The 17,488-nt window shown below is 69.7% G+C and carries 14 protein-coding genes; 2 read left to right on the top strand and 12 right to left on the bottom strand.

What is annotated here, in order from left to right; genetic code table 11:
• Positions 1–106: 106 nt before the first annotated feature.
• The 8 genes from rodA to folC all read right to left on the bottom strand — a co-directional run bounded on the left by rodA (position 107) and on the right by folC (position 9,251).
• A complete protein-coding gene (rodA, locus tag IAG44_RS27130) occupies positions 107–1,303 on the bottom strand; it encodes a rod shape-determining protein RodA (protein WP_187749686.1) in 1,197 nt (398 codons plus the stop codon).
• Complete coding sequence (gene mrdA / locus IAG44_RS27125) at positions 1,300–3,642, bottom strand: penicillin-binding protein 2 (protein WP_187749685.1); 2,343 nt, start codon at positions 3,640–3,642, stop codon at positions 1,300–1,302. Before mrdA ends, rodA begins: the two co-directional genes overlap by 4 nt.
• A 115-nt stretch (positions 3,643–3,757) precedes the next feature.
• Positions 3,758–4,432: a rod shape-determining protein MreD gene (gene mreD, locus IAG44_RS27120; RefSeq protein ID WP_187749684.1), complete on the bottom strand. Its 675-nt coding sequence runs from the start codon at positions 4,430–4,432 to the stop codon at positions 3,758–3,760.
• Between the two features lie 14 nt (positions 4,433–4,446).
• Positions 4,447–5,406: a rod shape-determining protein MreC gene (mreC, locus tag IAG44_RS27115; RefSeq protein WP_187749683.1), complete on the bottom strand. Its 960-nt coding sequence runs from the start codon at positions 5,404–5,406 to the stop codon at positions 4,447–4,449.
• A 170-nt stretch (positions 5,407–5,576) separates the two neighbouring features.
• Positions 5,577–6,596: a rod shape-determining protein gene (locus IAG44_RS27110; RefSeq protein WP_055721576.1), complete on the bottom strand. Its 1,020-nt coding sequence runs from the start codon at positions 6,594–6,596 to the stop codon at positions 5,577–5,579.
• 331 nt (positions 6,597–6,927) lie between these two features.
• Entirely contained in the window at positions 6,928–7,341 is a 414-nt protein-coding gene (gene ndk / locus IAG44_RS27105; protein ID WP_187749682.1) for a nucleoside-diphosphate kinase, read from the bottom strand.
• Positions 7,342–7,404: 63 nt separating this feature from the next.
• Positions 7,405–7,761 carry a DUF4233 domain-containing protein gene (locus IAG44_RS27100; protein ID WP_187749681.1) on the bottom strand — a complete coding sequence of 119 codons (357 nt, stop codon included), beginning with the start codon at positions 7,759–7,761 and terminating at the stop codon, positions 7,405–7,407.
• A 2-nt stretch (positions 7,762–7,763) separates the two neighbouring features.
• Entirely contained in the window at positions 7,764–9,251 is a 1,488-nt protein-coding gene (folC, locus tag IAG44_RS27095; protein ID WP_187749680.1) for a bifunctional tetrahydrofolate synthase/dihydrofolate synthase, read from the bottom strand.
• Positions 9,252–9,407: 156 nt separating this feature from the next.
• Between folC and IAG44_RS27090 the strand changes: the two genes are divergently transcribed.
• The gene (locus IAG44_RS27090; RefSeq protein WP_187749679.1) at positions 9,408–9,659 is read left to right on the top strand and encodes a hypothetical protein; all 252 of its coding nucleotides are present in this window, start codon (positions 9,408–9,410) and stop codon (positions 9,657–9,659) included.
• Between the two features lie 56 nt (positions 9,660–9,715).
• On the opposite strand, the gene IAG44_RS27085 is transcribed toward IAG44_RS27090, so the two are convergent.
• Positions 9,716–12,337: a valine--tRNA ligase gene (locus IAG44_RS27085; protein ID WP_187749678.1), complete on the bottom strand. Its 2,622-nt coding sequence runs from the start codon at positions 12,335–12,337 to the stop codon at positions 9,716–9,718.
• A gap of 137 nt (positions 12,338–12,474) precedes the next feature.
• On the opposite strand from IAG44_RS27085, the gene IAG44_RS27080 reads away from it, so the two are divergent.
• A complete protein-coding gene (locus IAG44_RS27080) occupies positions 12,475–13,533 on the top strand; it encodes a hypothetical protein (RefSeq protein WP_187749677.1) in 1,059 nt (352 codons plus the stop codon).
• Between the two features lie 72 nt (positions 13,534–13,605).
• Here IAG44_RS27080 and clpX read toward each other — a convergent pair whose 3' ends face one another.
• From clpX to IAG44_RS27065, 3 genes are all read right to left on the bottom strand, one after another.
• Positions 13,606–14,895: an ATP-dependent Clp protease ATP-binding subunit ClpX gene (clpX, locus tag IAG44_RS27075; protein ID WP_187749676.1), complete on the bottom strand. Its 1,290-nt coding sequence runs from the start codon at positions 14,893–14,895 to the stop codon at positions 13,606–13,608.
• A gap of 180 nt (positions 14,896–15,075) precedes the next feature.
• Entirely contained in the window at positions 15,076–15,756 is a 681-nt protein-coding gene (locus IAG44_RS27070) for an ATP-dependent Clp protease proteolytic subunit (protein ID WP_281404305.1), read from the bottom strand.
• A 1,035-nt stretch (positions 15,757–16,791) separates the two neighbouring features.
• A complete protein-coding gene (locus IAG44_RS27065; RefSeq protein WP_187752879.1) occupies positions 16,792–17,400 on the bottom strand; it encodes an ATP-dependent Clp protease proteolytic subunit in 609 nt (202 codons plus the stop codon).
• Positions 17,401–17,488 lie beyond the last annotated feature (88 nt).

Here is a 17,488-nt window from a genome sequence, read left to right as displayed (position 1 = left end):
TTGAATCTAGTGCCACCCGGGGCAGAGCGGCAGAGGGAGACGAAGGGTGAATTCACGCCGAACGGCGGGATAAGCGCACGTCGGACGCGGCCCCGCCGCCGGAGGCTCACGCCGACATCGGTCTCTGGACCTTGATGGACTGGAGGAGCCCCACCGCGACCCACACCGCGAACATCGACGACCCCCCGTAGGACACGAACGGCAGCGGCAGACCCGTGACCGGCATGATGCCCAGGGTCATCCCGATGTTCTCGAACGACTGGAAGGCGAACCAGGCGACGATCCCGGCGGCGACGATCGTGCCGTACAGCTCCGTCGTCTCACGGGCGATCTTGCAGGCCCGCCAGAGGACGACGCCGAGGAGGACGACGATCAGCCCGGCCCCCACGAAGCCCAGCTCCTCGCCGGCGACCGTGAAGACGAAGTCGGTCTGCTGCTCGGGGACGAACTGGCCGGTCGTCTGGGAGCCGTGGAAGAGGCCCGCGCCGGTGAGGCCGCCGGAGCCGATCGCGATGCGGGCCTGGTTCGTGTTGTAGCCGACGCCCGCGGGGTCCAGCTCGGGGTTGGCGAACGCCGCGAACCGCGCGATCTGGTACTCGTCGAGAATCCCCAGCTGCCACACCGCGAGCGCGCCGGCGGCGCCCGCGCCGAGCAGGCCGAAGATCCACCGGTTCGACGCGCCGGACGCGAGCAGCACGCCCAGCACGATCATCACCATCACCATCACCGAACCCAGGTCCGGCATCAGCATGACGACCAGCATCGGCACCGAGGCGAGGCCCAGGGCCTGGAGCACCGTGCGGTGGTCGGGGTACGGCTTGTCGCCGGCGTCCACCCGCGCCGCGAGCAGCATCGCCATGCCCAGGATGATCGTGATCTTCACGAACTCCGAGGGCTGGAGGGAGAAGCCGCCGCCCAGCACGATCCATGAGTGGGCGCCGTTCACCGTCGACCCCAGGGGGGTCAGCACCAGGAGGATGCCGAACACCGACAGGCCGTACAGGATCGGGACCGCGTTGCGCAGGGTGCGGTGGCCGAGCCAGACCGTGGCGATCATCAGCGCGAGGCCGATGCCGGTGTTCATGAGGTGGCGGAGCAGGAAGTAGTACTGGTCGCCCTGGTTGATCTCCGTGCGGTTTCGCGTCGCGGAGAAGACCAGGAGGGAGCCGATACAGGAGAGGGCCAGGGCCGAGAGGAGTATCGGCCAGTCGAGGCGCCTCGCGAGGGAGTCGCGGGCGAAGAGTCTCGTCCAGCCGGCGCGTTCTGGGCCGTAGCCCGAGACGGAGAAGGAGTTGCCGGTCATTTGGCTTCCCTCCGAGCTCGGGTGCGGCGCCGTCGTGGCTGGTCGCGCCCCGCGGCGGAGCCGCTGATGGATACGGCCCCGCGCCCCTTGGGTCCGCTGCCCTTAGGCCCGTTTCTCCGGCGACGGCGTGTGTCCTGGTTGCCACCCGTGTTCGTCGGCACCGTTCCTGCCGGGAGTGTGCCTCCGTCCTGCTTCGGCTGTTCCGTCTGGCTTGCCCTCTGGTCCTTCGCCGGGTCCTTCGGGAGCTTCGGGGAGGTGATCGTGCCGTCGGGCTGGACCTTGGGGAGGGTTTTCTGGGGGGTGGGGAGGAGGGCGTTCTTGGGGTTGATGGTGCCGTCGTCGGCGACGCCGTACAGGGCGTCGTAGATGTTGCGGACGGCGGGGCCGGAGGCGCCGGAGCCGGTGCCGCCCTGGGAGATCGTCATGACGATCGAGTAGTCCTTGGTGTAGGTCGCGAACCAGGACGTCGTCTGCTTGCCGTAGACCTCGGCGGTACCCGTCTTCGCGTGCATGGGGATCTTCGCCTGGGGCCAGCCGACCTGGGCGAAGCGCCAGGCGGCGGTGCCCCGGGTGGCGACGCCGGCGAGGGCGTCGTCCATCTCGGCGAGCGTCTTGCCGTCTATGGGCAGCTTGCCGTGCGCCTTGGGCTTGATCTCGTCGACGGTCTTGCCGTCGGGGCTGACGACGGCCTTGCCGACGGAGGGGGTGTAGAGGGTGCCGCCGTTGGAGATCGCCGCGTAGATGGTGGCCATCTGGATGGGGGTGACGAGGGTGTCGCCCTGGCCGATGGAGTAGTTGACGGAGTCACCGGCGCGCATCAGGTTGCCTTCGAGGCAGTTCTCGTACGCGATCTGCTCGGCGTAGCTGCCGCCCTTCTTGCCGTACTTGCACCAGGCGTCCTTGTTGGCCTTCCAGTAGTCCTGCTTCCACTGGCGGTCGGGGATGCGGCCGGTGACCTCGTTGGGCAGGTCGATGCCGGTGGTGGCGCCGAGGCCGAACTGGCGGGCGGTCTTGTAGAACCAGTTGTTGGCGTCCTTCTTCGGCTTGAGGCCGCCGTCCTTCTTCCACTCCTCGTGGGAGAGGCGATAGAAGACGGTGTCGCAGGAGACCTCCAGGGCGCGGCCGAGGCTGATCGGGCCGTATCCCTTGGACTCGAAGTTCTTGAAGACCTGGCCGCCGATGGAGTACGAACTGGAGCATTCGTAGGGGCCGTTGAAGGAGTAGCCGGCGTTCACGGCGGCGGCGGTGGGGACCACCTTGAAGATGGAGCCCGGCGCGGACTGACCCTGTATGGCCCTGTTGAGCAGCGGGTAGTTGGAGTCCTTGCCGGTGAGCCGCTGGTAGTCCTTGGCGGAGATGCCGCCGACCCAGGCGTTCGGGTCGTACGTCGGGTTCGAGGCCATGGCGACGATGCGCCCGGTCTTGGCCTCCATCACGACGACGGCGCCGGAGTCCGCCTTGTACCTCTCATTGGTGTTGCGGTCCCACTGCTTGCGGGCCTCTTTCATCGCGTCGTTCAGCTCGTACTCCGCGACGCGCTGCACCCGGGCGTCGATGCTGGTGACGAGGTTGGCGCCGGGCTCGGCCGGGGTCGCCTCGGCCTGGCCGATGACGCGGCCGAGGTTGTCGACCTCGTAGCGCGTGACGCCCGCCTTGCCGCGCAGTTCCTTGTCGTACTCCCGCTCAAGGCCCGAGCGGCCGACCTGGTCGGAGCGCAGGTAGGGCGAGTCGCTGTCCTTGGCCTGCTGGATCTCGTCGTCCGTGACCGGGGAGAGGTAGCCGAGGACCTGGGCGGTGTTGGACTGGCCGGGGGCCGGGTAGCGGCGGACGGCCTCGGGCTCGGCGGTGATGCCGGGGAAGTCCTCGGCGCGCTCGCGGATCTGGAGCGCCTGTTTGGCCGTCGCCTCGTCGGTGATCGGGATGGGCTGGTACGGGGAGCCGTTCCAGCAGGGCTTCGGGGTCACGCTGTCGCAGAGGCGGACCTTCTGCTGGACCTCCTCGGGGGTCATCCCGAGGACGCCGGCGAGCTTGGCGAGGACCGCCTTGCCGTCGTCCTTCTGCTTCAGCAGTTCCGTGCGGGACGCGGAGACCACGAGGCGGGTCTCGTTGTCGGCGAGGGGGACTCCGCGCGCGTCCAGGATCGAGCCGCGCACCGCCGGCTGGACGACCTGCTGGACGTGGTTGCCAGACGCTTCTTTCGCGTACTCGTCGCCCTCGCGGATCTGGAGGTACCACAGGCGCCCGCCGAGCGTCGCGAGCAGGGACAGGACCAGGATCTGGATCACCACGAGCCGCGTCTGGACCCTTGGCGTCCGCCCGGTCTCCGGGATGTTCGTCACTGCCTCCCCCTTCCGACGCCCCGATTCGAAAATCCGTACGCCTCATGAACGGCCGGGCCCCCGGCCCGCGTTCCGCCGGCGTTCACCCCTGCGGGTGAATTCCATGCCCCCGGCCTCACAGCCGCTTCACCCCTTTGATCCGCCCCGTCCGCGCGGCCGACCGCTTCGCCGCCTTCATCTTCAGCCCGCTCCCCCGCTGCCCCCCGATCCGCAGCCCGGTTCCCGAGGACAGCCAGCCCGAGGAGATGTCGGCGGCCTTGGACGCCGAACTCGCCTCCGCGAGCGGGTCGTTGTCGGCGCGCCGGGCGAGGAACATCACCGCGGGGACGACGAACGGCGCGAGCAGCAGGTCGTACAGAGCGGCGCTGAACAGCAGCCCCCCGAGGCCGACGTGTCGCGCGGTCGTGTCGCCGACGAGCGCGCCGACGCCCGCGTACAGCAGCGTCGAGCCGAGCGCGGAGGCGACGACGACCAGCATCGGAGCGGTCGCCGACTTCAGGCGCCCGGTCTCGGGTTTGATCAGCCCGGCCGCGTACCCGATGACGCTGAGGACGAGGGCGTACCGGCCGGCGGCGTGGTCGGCGGGCGGCGCGAGGTCGGCGAGGAGCCCGGCGCCGAAGCCGACGAGGGCGCCGCTGGTGTGGCCGTAGACCATCGCGAGGCCGAGGACCGTCAGGAGGAGGAGGTCGGGGACCGCGCCGGGCAGGTGGAGCCGGGCGAGGACGCTGACCTGGACGACCAGGGCCACGACGACGAGGGTCGTGGCGAGCAGGACGCGGTTGAGGCGCATGGGATCGTCAGCTCCTACTGCTGCTCTTGCTGCGGGTCGTCCGGCCCGCCCTGGTCCGGCGGGTTCGCGCCCGGGGTCACCGTGACCGTCACCGTGGGCGTCGGGACGGGCTTGGGCTTCGCCGGGAGGACCGTGTCGCGCGGGTCCTTCTTCGGGGCCTCGACGACGACGCCGACGATGTCGAGCTTGGTGAAGCTGACGTAGGGCGTGACGTACAGCGTCCGCGTGAGGTCGCCGCCGGAGGGGTCGACGCGGGACACGATGCCCACGGGGACGCCCGGTACGAAGGGTTTGTCGGCCTGGGAGCCGAAGGTGACGAGCCGGTCGCCCTTCTTCACCTCGGCCTTGCCGTTGAGGAGTTCGACGCGCAGCGGGCGGTCTCCCTGGCCCGAGGCGAAGCCGAGTTCGTCGCTGGCCTCCATGCGGGTGCCGACGGTGAAGTCGGGGTCGCTGGCGAGCAGCACGGTCGAGGTGTGGGGGCCGACGGTCGTCACCCGGCCGACCAGGCCGTCGCCGTTGAGGACCGTCATGTCGCGCTGGATGCCGTCGCTCGCGCCGACGTCGATGGTGATCGTCCAGGAGAAGCCCTGGGCCGCTCCTATGGCGATGACCTGGGCGCCCTTGATGCCGTACTGGCCCTCGCCGGCGATCTTGAGCATCTTGTCGAGCTGGCTGAGGCGGCTGCGGTTGCGGTCGTCGCTGCCGAGCTTGGCCTTGAGGGCGGCGTTCTCCTTCTCCAGGGCCGCGAGCCGGTCGTGGCGCTTGCCGGAGTCGCGTACGGCGGAGACCGCGTTGCCGACGGGGTCGACGGCGGAGGCGAGGCCGTTCTCGATGGGGCCGAAGACCGTCGCGGCGGCCTGCCGGGCGCCGTCGACCGGAGAGTCCTCACCTCCCCTGATGTCGACCGTGATCAGCGCGAACGAGACGGCGACCAGGAGTACCAGGAGCAGCCGGCTCTCTCGTGTGTCCCTCACGTGCGGCGGCCGTGCCTTCCTCGTAGTGATGCGTGGAGATGCGTGGAAATCCGGGAGCCCTGCCCCGAAGTCGTTCGGGAACAGGGGTCTTTGGGGGAGCTTATGCCTCTATATCAACGATCCGCCGCACGAGAGGGGATCGTCTCGTACGGCGGAATCGAAGCGTTACGTCATCTGCGCGGCGCGGCGTCCAGCACCTGCTGGAGCGCCTCGAACTCCTCGACGCACTTGCCGGAGCCGAGGGCGACGCTGTCCAGCGGGTCCTCGGCGATGTGGATCGGCATGCCGGTCTCGCGGCGCAGCCGCTCGTCGAGGCCGCGCAGCAGGGCGCCGCCGCCGGTGAGGACGATGCCGCGGTCCATGATGTCGCCGGAGAGTTCGGGCGGGCACTTGTCGAGGGTCGTCTTGACGGCGTCGACGATCGCGTTGACCGGTTCCTCGATGGCCTTGCGGACCTCGGCGGCCGAGATGACGACCGTCTTGGGCAGGCCGGAGACGAGGTCGCGGCCGCGGATCTCGGTGTGCTCGTCGTCGTCGAGGTCGTACGCGGAACCGATCGTGATCTTGATCTGCTCGGCGGTGCGCTCACCGAGGAGGAGGGAGTACTCCTTCTTGATGTGCTGGATGATCGCGTTGTCCAGCTCGTCGCCCGCGACGCGGATGGACTGGGCGGTGACGATGCCGCCGAGCGAGATGACGGCGACCTCGGTGGTGCCGCCGCCGATGTCGACGACCATGTTGCCGGTCGCCTCGTGGACCGGCAGGCCCGAGCCGATGGCCGCGGCCATGGGCTCCTCGATGATGTGCACCTGACGGGCACCGGCCTGCGTGGACGCCTCGATGACGGCGCGGCGCTCGACGCCGGTGATACCGCTGGGCACGCACACGACGACGCGGGGCCGGGCGAGGTAGCGGCGCTTGTGGATCTTCAGGATGAAGTAACGCAGCATCCGCTCGGTGATCTCGAAGTCGGCGATGACGCCGTCCTTGAGCGGACGCACGGCGACGATGTTGCCGGGGGTGCGACCGATCATCTTCTTCGCCTCGGCGCCGACCGCGAGGATCCCACCGGTGTTGGTGTTGATCGCGACCACGGACGGCTCGTTGAGGACGATCCCGCGACCCCTGACGTACACCAGCGTGTTGGCGGTCCCGAGGTCGACAGCCATGTCACGGCCGATGAACGACATTGAGTTCCCCATCAGGATTCGTCTGGCCTTCCCACGAGCTGGCGACAGCTTCTCAGGACGGCGAAGTGGGTGCGGTGACGTGAAGGATTACATCGTAGACGCGCCTTCACGGACACCGCGCGAGGGTCTTCGCCATTGTCAGCACGTGCCGACCCGCCTCGCTTGTGGAGACGGTCCATCGGGGGCACGCGTTCCCCCGATCGGCATCGCATATGCCGAAGGACGGCCGAAAATGTACGGCCGTCCCCGGGCTGACGGACAGGCGTTCTGACTGACCCTCAGAAAAATCCGCGAAACCTCCGCGTGAGCGGGTCCGCGTTCATCCAGACGCTCAGGCGAGGCCCGGGAAGAACAGCTTGACCTCGCGCTCCGCCGACTCCGCCGAGTCCGAGGCGTGGATCAGGTTCTCCCGGACGATGACCCCGAAGTCACCCCGGATCGAGCCCGGCGCGGCGGCGATCGGGTCCGTCGGGCCGGCCAGCTGCCGCACGCCCTCGATGACCCGCTCGCCCTCGACGATCAGCGCGACGACCGGACCGGACGCCATGAACTCCATCAGCGGCTCGTAGAACGGCCGCCCCACGTGCTCCCCGTAGTGCTGCTCCAGGATCTCCCGGCCCAGCGTCCGCAGCTCCAGCGCGGTGATCCGCCAGTCGGCCTTGCGCTCGATACGGCTGATGATCTCGCCGGTCAGGCCACGACGGACGGCGTCGGGCTTGAGGAGGACGAGGGTGCGCTGGCTCACGGATGGGCTCCTTCGCTGCTGAGGTGCGGTGCCACGAGGTTACAGGGCGTGTCGGTACCGCCGTCACGCAGCGTCAGGTGTAGTGGGGGCAGCCTGCGCGGCGAACCTCGCCTTCGCCTCGTCCACCTTGCGGCCGTAGTGGACCGACGCCCACCACAGGCCCGCGAAGACCGCGCCCATGAAGAACATCAGCGGGACGAAGAGGCCCGAGACGATCAGGGCGATCTGCAGGGCCCAGCCGAGGGCGACGCCGCCGGGGCGGGTGACGAACCCGCACAGCAGGAGGCTCAGCCCCATCAGGACGCCGCAGACCGTCCAGACCGTCCCCATCGACAGGTCCGGGTCCTTCATCGCGACCAGGCCCGCGAAACCGATGAGGAAGAACTCGCCGATCAGCGTCGAGGAACAGAGCGTGCGCATCCTCAGCGACCTCCCAGCAGCACGCGGGCCTCGCCCACGGTGATGACGGAACCGGTGACCAGCACGCCGCCGCCGGAGAACTCGCCGTCCTCCTCGGCCAGCGTGATCGCGGCCTCCAGGGCGTCGGGGAGGCGGGGTTCGACCTGGACGCGGTCCTCGCCGAAGACCTCGACGGCGATCGCCGCCAGCTCGTCCGCGTCCATCGCGCGCGCCGTCGAGTTCTGCGTGACGACAATCTCCGCGAAGATCGGCTCGAACGCCTCCAGGAGCCCCCGGACGTCCTTGTCGCCGCTCGCGCCGACGACGCCGATGAGCCGGCTGAAGTCGAACACCTCACTGATCGCGTCGGCCGTCACGCGCGCGCCCGCCGGGTTGTGCGCGGCGTCCAGGACGACCGTCGGCGAGCGGCGGACGACCTCCAGGCGGCCCGGCGAGGTGACGGCCGCGAACGCCTTGCGGACGACGTCGAGGTCGAGGGGTTCCGCGCGGGCGGCGCCGACGCCGAAGAACGCCTCGACGGCGGCGAGGGCCACGGCCGCGTTGTGCGCCTGGTGGGCGCCGTGCAGCGGGAGGAAGACCTCGGGGTACTCGCCGCCCAGGCCCCGCAGGGTCATCAGCTGGCCGCCGACGGCGACCTGCCGCTCGACGACCCCGAACTCCAGGCCCTCGCGCGCGACCGTCGCGTCGACCTCGACCGCGCGCTTCAGCAGGACCTGCGCGGCGTCCACCGGCTGCTGGGCCAGGATCACCGTCGCGTCCGCCTTGATGACGCCGCCCTTCTCGCCGGCGATCTCGGCGGGGGTGGAGCCCAGGCGGTCCGTGTGGTCCAGGGAGATGGGGGTGATCACGGCGACGTCCGCGTCGATCACGTTCGTCGCGTCCCAGGTGCCGCCCATGCCGACCTCGACGACCGCGACGTCCACCGGGGCGTCCGCGAACGCCGCGTACGCCATGGCCGTCAGGATCTCGAAGAAGGAGAGGCGGAACTCCTGCTGGGCGTCGACCATCTCGACGTACGGCTTGATGTCCTGGTACGTCTCGACGAAGCGCTCCGCCGAGAGGGGGGCGCCGTCCAGGCTGATGCGTTCGGTGATCGACTGGACGTGGGGGGACGTGTAGCGGCCGGTGCGCAGTTCGAACGCGCCGAGCAGCGACTCGATCATGCGGGCCGTGGACGTCTTGCCGTTCGTGCCCGTGACGTGGATCGACGGGTACGCGTTCTGGGGCTCCCCCAGGACGTCCATCAGCGCGGCGATCCTCTTGACCGACGGCTCCAGCTTCGTCTCGCCCCAGCGCGTGGCCAGCTCCGTCTCGACCTCGCGCAGAGCCTTCTCGACCTCGGGGTCCGCGGGGCGTGCCGGGACGTCGGCCTGGGCCTGGCCCGCGCCTTGGGTGCGGAGTGTGCGGCTCCCCGCCTCGATGACCGCGAGGTCGGGGTCACGGTCGGTCTCGGCGGCGATGATCTCGTCGAACGGGTCGCTGTCTGTCACGCGGTCCAGTCTACGGACGGGGTCCGACAACGGGTGGGTCCGGGGCGTATCGCCCAGTGCGGTGAACGCCGGGCGCGTCCCCGGGCGTGGCGGGGACGCGGTCCGCCATGCTCACCGGCAGTCCCGTTCGTTCCCTTTTTCGAGAAAGGAACAGTCATGCGCAGATTCGTCCCCGCGCTGCTGGCCGCGTCCTTCGCCGCCACGACCCTCACCGTGGCGGTCGCTCCCCTGGCCTCCGCCTCCGCCGCCGCGGGCTGCCGCTACTACTACACGTCGTACTTCACCGGTCCCAACGGCGAGAAGACGGGCTCCGGCGAGTACCGGGAGGGCGACCACGACCCCGAGGGCCGCATCTGCCGCAACGGCTGGTGGGTGTCCCCGTACGACCTGGACGACATGATGCGCTGACCGTCCGCGCACGACGAGGGCCCCGGTGCTTCCGCAGCACCGGGGCCCTCGGTCGTTCACGCCTTCGGCAGGTTCTCCAGCTGGGCCGTGATCCGCGCGATGTCCGCGTCCGCCTTGGTCAGGCGGGCCTTGATCTTCTCGACGACCTGCTCCGGGGCCTTGCCCACGAACGCCTCGTTGCCGAGCTTCTTCTCGGCCTCGGCCTTCTCCTTCTCGGCCGCCCCCAGATCCTTGGTCAGGCGCTTGCGCTCCGCCTCGACGTCGATCGTGCCGGAGAGGTCGAGGGCGACCGTGGCGCCGGCCACGGGGAGGGTCGCCGTGGCCGCGAACTCTTCGGTCTCCGGCTGGAGACGGAGGAGTTGGCGGATGGCGGGCTCGTGGGCCGACAGAGGCGTGCCGGTGAGGTCGAGGCGGGCCGGGACCTTCTGGCCGTCCTTGAGGCCCTGGTCCTTGCGGAAGCGGCGGACCTCGGTGACGACCTGCTGGACGAGGGCGATCTCCTGCTCGGCGGCGTCGTCGCGGAAGCCCGAGTCGGCCGGCCAGGCGGCCGTGACCAGGGTTTCGCCGCCGGTCAGCGTCGTCCACAGGGTGTCCGTGACGAACGGGATCACCGGGTGCAGGATGCGCAGCATGACGTCCAGGACCTCGCCCAGGACGCGGGCCGAGACCTTCGCCTGCTCGCCGCCCGCGAAGAAGGTGGGCTTGGAGAGTTCGACGTACCAGTCGAAGACCTCGTCCCACGCGAAGTGGTACAGGGACTCGCTGAGCTTGGCGAACTGGAAGTCGTCGTAGAAGGCGTCGACTTCGGCGACCGTCTTGTTGAGACGGGAGAGGATCCAGCGGTCGGTCGCCGACAGTTGCTCGACCGGCGGGAGGTCGCCCTCGACGGTCGCGCCGTTCATGAGGGCGAACCGCGTCGCGTTCCACACCTTGTTGGTGAAGTTGCGGGACGCCTGGACCCAGTCCTCGCCGATGGGCACGTCCGCGCCGGGGTTGGCGCCCTTGGCGAGGGTGAAGCGGACGGCGTCGGAGCCGTACTTGTCCATCCAGACCAGGGGGTCGACGGCGTTGGGGTTCGACTTGGACATCTTCTTGCCGAACTCGTCGCGGACGAGACCGGTCAGCGCGATGGTCTTGAAGGGGACCTCGCCGTCCATCGCGTACAGGCCGAACATCATCATCCGGGCGACCCAGAAGAAGATGATGTCGTGGCCGGTGAGCAGGACGTCCGTCGAGTAGAACTTCTCCAGGTCGGGCGTCTTCTCGGGCCAGCCGAGCGTGGAGAAGGGCCACAGGCCGGAGGAGAACCAGGTGTCGAGGACGTCGGAGTCCTGCGTCCAGCCCTCGCCGGTGGGCGGCTCCTCGTCGGGGCCGACGCAGACGACCTCGCCGTCAGGGCCGTACCAGATCGGGATGCGGTGGCCCCACCACAGCTGGCGCGAGATGCACCAGTCGTGCATGTTGTCGACCCAGTCGAAGTACCGCTTCGACATGTCCTCGGGGTGGATCGCGACGCGCCCGTCCCGGACGGCGTCCCCGGCGGCCTTCGCGAGCGGCGCGACCTTGACCCACCACTGCATGGACAGCCGGGGCTCGACGGTCGTCCTGCAGCGCGAGCAGTGGCCCACGGAGTGCATGTACGGCCGCTTCTCGGCGACGATCCGCCCCTGCTCCTTGAGCGCGCCGACGACCGCCGAGCGCGCCTCGAAGCGGTCGAGGCCGAGGAAAGGACCGTGGACGGTGATGATCCCGTGCTCGTCCATGATCGTCATGTTCGGCAGGTCGTGCCGGCGGCCGATCTCGAAGTCGTTCGGGTCGTGCGCCGGGGTCACCTTGACGGCGCCGGTGCCGAACTCGGGGTCGACGTGCGCGTCCGCGACGACCGGGATCGTGCGGTCGGTCAGGGGCAGCTTGATCCGCTTGCCGACGAGGTGCTGGTACCGCTCGTCGTCGGGGTGGACGGCGACGGCCGTGTCGCCGAGCATCGTCTCGGCGCGGGTCGTGGCGACGACGAGGCTGTCCTCGCCCTCGCCGTACCGGATGGAGACCAGCTCGCCGGCGTCCTCCTGGTACTCGACCTCGATGTCGGAGATCGCCGTGAGGCAGCGCGGGCACCAGTTGATGATGCGCTCGGCGCGGTAGATCAGCTCGTCGTCGTAGAGGCGCTTGAAGATGGTCTGGACGGCCTTGGACAGGCCCTCGTCCATGGTGAAGCGTTCGCGGGACCAGTCGACGCCGTCGCCGAGGCGGCGCATCTGGCCGAGGATCTTGCCGCCGTACTCGTCCTTCCACTGCCACACGCGCGCGGTGAACTCCTCGCGGCCCAGGTCGTGGCGGGACTTGCCCTCCTCGGCGAGCTGCTGCTCGACCTTGTTCTGAGTGGCGATGCCGGCGTGGTCCATGCCGGGCAGCCACAGGGACTCGAAGCCCTGCATGCGCTTGCGGCGGGCCAGGGCGTCCATCAGCGTGTGCTGGAAGGCGTGGCCCAGGTGCAGGGAGCCGGTGACGTTCGGCGGGGGGATGACGATCGTGTACGGCGGCTTGTCGCTGTCCGCGTGTGCCTCGAAGTAGCCCCGCTCCACCCAGCGCTCGTACAGCGGCCCCTCTACCTCGGCCGGCGCGTACTGGGTCGGCAGGTCGGTGGTGGGCGCTGGGTGCTGCTGAGCGTTCTCGGTCACGGGCCCAGTTTAGGGGTGTCACCGGGCGGTCCAGAAACGCGATTGTTCTGTAACGGCCGGGACCCCGATGCCGTGGGCGGGCCGCGGCTCGGCCAGGATGTCAGGAACACGTGAGACATCTGGAGGGGAACCCAGGGATGAGCAACAACCAGCCGGGACCGTACGGCGGTCAGCCGCAGCAGCCCGGTCCGTACGGCTCGCCGGGCCCCTACGGGCAGCCGGGTCCGTACGGCCAGGCGCCGCAGGCGCCGCAGCCCGGCTACGGGTACCCCCAGCAGTCCCCCCAGCCGTCCCCCCAGGGCGCGCCGCAGGGTTTCCCGCCGCAGGCCAACCCGTACAACCAGCCGACGCAGCCGATGGGCAGCGTCCAGGCCCCGCAGGCGCCGTACGGTCAGGCCCCCTACGGGCAGCAACCCCCTTACGGGCAGGCCCCCTACGGGACTCCCCCGATGCAGCCGCCGCCCGCCCCGGCGCCCAAGAAGAAGCGCGCGGGACTGATCGTCGGGGTCGCCGCCGTCGTCGTGGCGGTCGCCGTGGGCGCGTACGTCGTGACCAGCGGGAGCGGTGGGAGCGGGCTGGCGGACGACGGGGCGCACCGGCTGGACACCCCGCAGACGGTCGTCGGCGAGTACAAGCGGGTCGGCAAGGGCGGCGAGACGTCGGACGGGGACACCGTCAAATACCTCCAGACCAGCGGCGTCAAGAACGGCAAGGCCGTCGTCGGGCAGTGGTCGACGGCGGACTTCGGGGACTACGACCCGCAGAACCCCGACCCGGCCGACCTCCCGCCGCAGAGTGAGCTGCTGACCGCGCGGGGCGTGACGCTGCTCGGCGGTTACGGCGAGATAGCCGACCCGAAGACGACGCTCGACAAGTACTTCGTGGCGATCTCGGCGCAGATCGAGGCGAACAACAAGAAGGCCGAGTCGGGCGGCACCTCGTCCGCCACGGCGTCGAAGACGACGCTTGAGGGGCAGCCGGAGGAGGTCGACATCGACGGGGCCGTGGCCAAGTGCCAGGCGGCGTCGAGCGTCAACGCCCTGACGAAGAAGGTCTCCACGGACTGGTTCTGCGTCTGGGCGGACTACAGCACGGTCGCGATGGTCTCCCCCGGCGACAACACGAAGAGCACCGACAAGGCGACGGCGGTCGACCTGACGAACAAGCTGCGCAAGGAAGTCCGCGTCAAGGTGTGAGGCGTGCGGTGATGACGAAGGGCCCCCGGACGTGGATTCCGGGGGCCCTTCGGCGTCACAACTGGCGTTCGCTCACGCGGACTTCTGCTCCCCCGGCCCGCGTCCGCCGCGCGAGTCGCGCGGGATGAGCGTCGGGTTGACGTTGGAGAGGACGACGTCGGCGGTGATGACGACGCGGGCGACGTCCTTGCGGGACGGGACCTCGTACATCACGCCCTGCAGGACCTCTTCCATGATGGCGCGCAGGCCGCGGGCGCCGGTCTGGCGCAGGATCGCCTGGTCGGCGATGGCCTCCAGCGCCTCGCGCTCGAAGTCCAGCTCCACGCCGTCGAGTTCGAAGAGGCGCTGGTACTGCTTCACCAGCGCGTTGCGCGGCTCGATGAGGATCTGGAGCAGGGCCTCGCGGTCGAGGTTGTGCACCGAGGTGATGACGGGCAGGCGGCCGATGAACTCGGGGATCATGCCGAACTTGACGAGGTCTTCCGGCATGACCTCCTCGAACTGGTCCTTGGACTGCAGCTCGCGCTTGGAGCGGATCGTCGCGCCGAAGCCGATGCCCTTCGCGCCGGCCCGGGACTCGATGATCTTCTCCAGGCCCGCGAAGGCGCCGCCCACGATGAACAGGACGTTCGTCGTGTCGATCTGGATGAACTCCTGGTGCGGGTGCTTGCGTCCGCCCTGCGGGGGCACGGAGGCGGTGGTGCCCTCCAGGATCTTCAGCAGGGCCTGCTGGACGCCCTCACCGGACACGTCACGCGTGATCGACGGGTTCTCGCTCTTGCGGGCGACCTTGTCGATCTCGTCGATGTAGATGATCCCGGTCTCGGCCTTCTTGACGTCGTAGTCGGCCGCCTGGATCAGCTTCAGCAGGATGTTCTCGACGTCCTCGCCGACGTACCCGGCCTCGGTGAGCGCCGTCGCGTCGGCGATGGCGAACGGGACGTTCAGCATGCGCGCGAGGGTCTGGGCGAGGAGCGTCTTGCCCGAGCCGGTGGGGCCGAGCAGGAGGATGTTGGACTTGGCCAGCTCGATGGCGTCCTCGCGGCCCTGGCCGCCGCCGTTCTCGCCGGCCTGGACGCGCTTGTAGTGGTTGTAGACCGCTACCGAGAGGGCCTTCTTCGCGGCCTCCTGGCCGACGACGTAGCCCTCCAGGAACTCGTAGATCTCGCGGGGCTTGGGCAGTTCCTCCCAGCGCACCTCGCTCGTCTCGGCGAGCTCCTCCTCGATGATCTCGTTGCAGAGATCGATGCACTCGTCGCAGATGTACACACCAGGCCCTGCGATGAGCTTCTTGACCTGCTTCTGGCTCTTGCCGCAGAACGAGCACTTGAGCAGATCGCCGCCGTCACCGATGCGTGCCACGGTGTGCTTCCCCTTCGCCATGGGAGACGACTGGACGCTACGAGTCCAGCGGCTCCTGGTGCTGCCTTATGTCGACGGTACCTTGCCTGGCCCCCCGTTCGGGCCCCCCTTGGCACGGTTCACTTTGCCGTGGACCGGGTCAAACCGTGCCAAGGGGCGCCGGACGAATGCGTCCGGCCGTCAACGGATGGACGAGTTGTTCATCTTCCGGGTGGAGATGATCTGGTCGATCAGACCGTAGGACAGGGCGTCCTCGGCGGTCAGGATCTTGTCGCGCTCGATGTCCTCGCGGATCTTCTCGATCGGCGTGGTGGAGTGCTTGGCGAGCATGTCCTCCAGCTGGCCGCGCATCCGGAGGATTTCGTTGGCGGCGATCTCCAGGTCGGAGACCTGGCCGCGGCCGGTCTCGCTGTAGGGCTGGTGGATCAGGACGCGGGCGTTCGGCAGGGCCATGCGCTTGCCGGGGGTACCGGCGGCGAGCAGGATCGCGGCGGCGGAGGCCGCCTGGCCCATGCAGACCGTCTGGATGTCCGGCTTCACGAACTGCATCGTGTCGTAGATCGCGGTCAGCGCGGTGAAGGAGCCGCCGGGGCTGTTGATGTAGACCGAGATGTCCCGGTCCGGGTCCATCGACTCCAGGCACAGGAGCTGCGCCATGACGTCGTTCGCGGAGGCGTCGTCGATCTGCACGCCGAGGAAGATGACGCGCTCCTCGAAGAGCTTCGCGTACGGGTCGTACTCACGGACGCCCTGCGAGGTGCGCTCGACGAAGCGCGGGATGACGTAGCGGGACTCGGCCTTGGGGCCGGTGTACTCGGCCTGCGCGCGGTCGTACAGTCCGCTGCCGGGGAAGCTGTTCACGGTGTTCTCCTGAGAAAGCTGTGCTGGGCGGTGGCTGGTGGGGCGGGGGTGCGTCGGGCGTCGTCTTCGGGGGCCGGGACCGTGGGGCGTACGGGGCGTACGGGCCTGGGCCGGAGGGCTGGGACGGGATCCTGCGGGCCGTCGGACACGGGGTCCTCCGGGGTTCCTATGGGGCCTACGGGGTCCGGCTGGCCACACGGCCCCTCGCGGGGCCTTGCCGGCCTCCCAGAGACCACAAGGGCTCCGCCGGGACCGGGGGCCTCGCCGGGACTCCGCGTCCGCCGAGGGCATCCTCCCAGGGACCCCGAACCGTCCGGGCCGCCCTGCGGGGATCCGGCCCTGTCCGGCCCGGCTCCCTCGGACGACGACCCTTCCGGACCGGCTCCCTCGGACGACGACCCTTCCGGACCGGCTCCCTCGGACGACGACCCTTCCGGACCGGCCTCCTCGGACGACGACCCTTCCGGACCGGCTCCCTCGGACGACGACCCTTCCGGACCGGCCTCCTCGGACGACGACCCTTCCGGACCGGCCTCCTCGGACGACGACCCTTCCGGACCGGCCTCCTCGGACGACGACCCTTCCGGACCGCCCCGTCGGAGTTTCGGCCCCTCCGGAACGTCCCCTCGGAGTCGTGACCCCTCGGGACCGGGCCGGCGGGGAAGCAAGTCCCCTCCGGATACGGCCCCTTCAGGTTCCCGGCCCCTTGAGGGCCCGGCCCCGCCGGGTCCGCGCCCCTCCGAGGCCCCGACCCTTTCGAGACCGGCCTCATCGGGTTCGCACCCCTTCGGGGTTCCCGGCCCCTTCAGGGCTGGCCCCTCCGGGATTCGCGGCCCTCCGGGTTCCCGGCCCTTCCGGACCGGCCCCATCGGGGTTCGCGTCCCTTCGGGACAATCGGCCCCTTCTTCGAGACCGGCCCCGCCGGGTTCGTGTCCCTCCGAGGTTCCCGGCCCTTCCGAGGCCGGCCCCGCCGGGACGGCGTTCCGGGTCGGCCCCTTGCGGGGCCGGGCCAAACCCTGGGTGACCCCCGGAGGGCTACGCTCCGGTGCCGCCGCCGCCCGGCATGCCGGCGGCCGTGGCGATGACGTCGTCGATGAGGCCGTACTCCTTGGCCTCGTGCGCGTCGAACCAGCGGTCGCGGTCCGAGTCGCGGGTGATCTGCTCGACCGTCTGGCCGGTGTGCAGGGAGGTCAGCTCGGCCATGCGCTTCTTGGTGTGCAGCAGGCGCTCGGCGTGGATCTTGATGTCCGAGGCCGAGCCGGCGAGGCCGGCGGAGGGCTGGTGGATCAGGATCTCGGCGTTCGGCAGCGCGAACCGCTTGCCGGGGGTGCCCGCGCTGAGCAGGAACTGGCCCATGGAGGCGGCGAGGCCCATCGCGATCGTCACCACGTCGTTCTTGATGAACTGCATGGTGTCGTAGATCGCCATGCCCGCGGTGATCGAGCCGCCGGGGCTGTTGATGTAGAGGTTGATGTCCTTGGCGGGGTCAGCCGCCGCGAGGAGGAGCAACTGCGCGGTGATCCGGTTCGCGATGTCGTCGTCGACCGGCTGGCCGAGGAAGATGATCCGCTCGTTGAGCAGTCGGTTGTAGACATGGTCGCCGAGGCCACCGCCGATGGAGGGCTCGCCGGCGGCGGAGGGCATCAGATTCGTCACGTATCCACCTGCTCGTCTTACGACGGCGCCGGGCCGTCTCACGTTTCCCTGCGGGGGCCCTCGGCGGTCCAGCCGA

Source organism: Streptomyces roseirectus, from assembly GCF_014489635.1.
Lineage (GTDB): Bacteria > Actinomycetota > Actinomycetes > Streptomycetales > Streptomycetaceae > Streptomyces > Streptomyces roseirectus.
Note: the sequence above shows the minus strand (reverse complement) of the source record. Positions and strands in the feature narration are given on the sequence as shown.

Bases quoted from the DNA above. Each gene is read 5' to 3' on its own strand.
- rodA (WP_187749686.1), bottom strand. From the start codon at position 1,303: ATGACCGGCAACTCCTTCTCCGTCTCGGGCTACGGCCCAGAACGCGCC.
- mreD (WP_187749684.1), bottom strand. From the start codon at position 4,432: ATGCGCCTCAACCGCGTCCTGCTCGCCACGACCCTCGTCGTCGTGGCC.
- IAG44_RS27110 (WP_055721576.1), bottom strand. From the start codon at position 6,596: ATGTCGTTCATCGGCCGTGACATGGCTGTCGACCTCGGGACCGCCAAC.
- IAG44_RS27100 (WP_187749681.1), bottom strand. From the start codon at position 7,761: ATGCGCACGCTCTGTTCCTCGACGCTGATCGGCGAGTTCTTCCTCATC.
- IAG44_RS27090 (WP_187749679.1), top strand. From the start codon at position 9,408: ATGCGCAGATTCGTCCCCGCGCTGCTGGCCGCGTCCTTCGCCGCCACG.
- IAG44_RS27080 (WP_187749677.1), top strand. From the start codon at position 12,475: ATGAGCAACAACCAGCCGGGACCGTACGGCGGTCAGCCGCAGCAGCCC.
- IAG44_RS27065 (WP_187752879.1), bottom strand. From the start codon at position 17,400: ATGCCCTCCGCCGCCGGCGAGCCCTCCATCGGCGGTGGCCTCGGCGAC.